Origin of the sequence: Thermogemmatispora sp. (assembly GCF_019683755.1) — a bacterium.
GTDB lineage: Bacteria > Chloroflexota > Ktedonobacteria > Ktedonobacterales > Ktedonobacteraceae > Thermogemmatispora.
In genome coordinates this window covers 1-2,560 of the sequence record NZ_JADGHT010000497.1, presented here as the reverse complement: position 1 = coordinate 2,560, position 2,560 = coordinate 1, and the positions used below count along the sequence as shown (strand labels likewise).

Below are 2,560 nucleotides of genomic sequence, written 5' to 3'. Positions count from 1 at the left end.
GGCCAGGGGAAGCTTCCTCCCCCAGCCCTGATGCGGAAGATACCCCTCCTGCTGAGGCTTAGCCTCGTGGTTTGAGGCTGACCCGGCCTGGTCATTAGTGCGTTCGCTCGCGCTCTCTCACGACGCTTCCCAGGCTGGCCAGGTCGGGTCGGACCAGCCCGCTTTCGCTCTGTCCCCTTATTGAGAGACGCTTGACGTGAATAGATGAACAATTGCTCCTCGGCGAACCGGGACAGATGTCTGAGACTGGTGAGCACTTTTGTGCAGTTACGCTCAAAAGCTCTGCCTTATTTCCACAGGCTCCCAAGGTTCGCTTGCCGAGCGTCGTGAGTCCAGCTCTTCCTTGCAACACAAGGGGCAAAGAACCCGGGGTACCTTATATCCAACCTCTCCTATATATCTTGTGTTACAAGAGGCATTTAGGTTATACTGTAGGGGACGGGAGTCGCTCTACCACTCTGTGGGCGCGGTGGTGGGGATTCAGATATCCCGTTTCTTTCTTTTTTTGGCGATCTTGAAGGAAGGCGCACGGAGCGGCGAAAAGAGGGCATGGCATACCGCGCGAGTGGCAGAGGTGGACGAGATACGCGGGCCTGAGGGCAGGCAGGGCCGGCTGCGAGTGGTCAGCCGCCCTGGCTAGGGAGTTGACTCGGGTCGCAGCCGGACCAAGATAAGGCCCAGCCACAAGGCCCAGAGAGCGAAGAGCAGGAAAGCCGGCGTAGTCAAAAACGCCTGCCCACTGGCCGGTGCCAGGGCCACCTGGACAGCGCTCCCTATCAGGAAAAGCGCCAGCAAAATCGCCACATAACCCAGGGCCACCCAGAGCGGTGGCCAGAGCTGCAAACCGCTGCGCGTAATCACCACTCCGAACAACAGCGTTGCCAGCGCCAAGAGCAGCCCTCCAGCCGTATTGGCCACCAAGGTACATGCTCCCACTACCAGCGCAAAACTCGGCATCAGCGTGGTCCCAGCGGTAAAACCGCGCGCCACTCCCACCTGATAGACCGTACTGGCCAGATTGCCCAAAATCAGTAAGAGAAGACCCAGCATCCCACTCCAGGCCGCGATGATGGCAAACCCTTTGCCGCGCCAGGGCACAGCTAGCAGCTCCTCAGCCGTCTGCGGCAACGGCTTCGCTTCGCCGTCGGTGGCGGCCTGGTCGCCGTCTGTCGTCCCTTGCTCTTCGGGCAGAGCTGTCGACCCCGCTAACGGCTCGCCGCTTCCCTGCTCCTCGTCACGTCCCAGCACCTCCTGAGCGACGATGATGCGAAAGAGTGTGAAAGGTAGGCTAAGCGTGAGGGCAAAGGCGGCGATCTGCAGCAGACGGTAAAGGGCAAAAGCCCACAAATGGGAGTGGAGCCAGAGAACATAGAGACTCAATTGGCCACGGCTCGCGGCGGCCAGGGCCTCACCATAGCCCTGCGGCAGCAGCCAGAGCCATTGATAGAGCGGCGCCCCGAGCAGCAAGAGCAGCGCCCCGAGCACATAATAGGAGCCATTGATCCGCAGGCGCGTCAGAAACGTGCGTCTCATCCGGGACCTCGTGAGTATTGAACAAGCTGTCGTCTATATCATAGCAAGACGAGCCGAGTCCCGGCACAGTCTGGGCCATTCGGTCGGCAGTCCCTGCGCGGGCAACGCTCAAAACTGCCATCGCTTGAGTAAAGCAATGAAGCCTCACGACGCAAGCTCCAACCCCGCGAGCCAGGAGCAGGACAAAGTAGGCTGTCTCAGGTCTGCGCGCGTGGAGAGAGCGAGACCACTCCGCGGCCCCGACCTGACTGATCCCGCTCTCAAAGCTCAATGGAAGAGAAAAGTGGGAAGACCCTGCTCATGGAGTATGTGCAATGGGCCACTTGTATAGAAGTTGCCCAGGATATTCAGTGCTGTCACGACGACAAAGAGCACAATGGTCAGTACGATTAGCAGGCGATCCAGCGGACGGGCACGGAGTTCCGCCAGCCAGGTACGTTTGCCCAGGCCAAAGCAACGCAACTCCATGGCGTTGACGATGTCCTCCGCTCCGACCACTGAGCCGATGACGATGGGCACCACTAATGGGGCCAGACGAGCGATTCTGGCGAAGATGCCGCCGCGCAGCTTATCCAGCTCGAAGCCCCGCGCGCGCTGCGCATCCAGCGTCACACTGAAATCGCGCGCCAGTGTAGGCAGAAAGCGGAAAGAAAGATCGATGGCATAGGCAAACTGGTCCGGCAGGCCCATCTGTTTGAAAGCGACGCCGATCTGCCCGGGATTGGTCGTATAGGGAATAGCCACCGCCAGGAAGGCGATGCTGAAGTTACGCAGGCCCATCGTCAGCATATAGGTAATGCTTTCAATGCTGAAGACCAGCGGCTTCGGACCAACGTAGGGAGCATGATTGAGAAAACCAAAGAACGGCAGCGAGAACAACTGATGCTGGTGACTTAGATCGACGCCCTGGACAATAGCGCCACCGGACAGAAAATAGTTTCCGAAGACAATGGTCACATTGAGGAAGATAATGAAGAGCCAGGCGCGCTTTGTCTCTGACCACTTCAAGCGCGCCAAAGAATAGTAG

General features: G+C 58.9%; 2 protein-coding genes. Both read right to left on the bottom strand.

Annotated elements, in window-relative coordinates; translation table 11 throughout:
• Positions 1 to 636: 636 nt before the first annotated feature.
• Positions 637 to 1,533: a hypothetical protein gene (locus tag IRZ24_RS19255; RefSeq protein WP_297168065.1), complete on the bottom strand. Its 897-nt coding sequence runs from the start codon at positions 1,531 to 1,533 to the stop codon at positions 637 to 639.
• 267 nt (positions 1,534 to 1,800) lie between these two features.
• The coding region (locus tag IRZ24_RS19250) for an energy-coupling factor transporter transmembrane protein EcfT (protein WP_297168062.1) at positions 1,801 to 2,560 on the bottom strand (760 nt) is incomplete at its 5' end.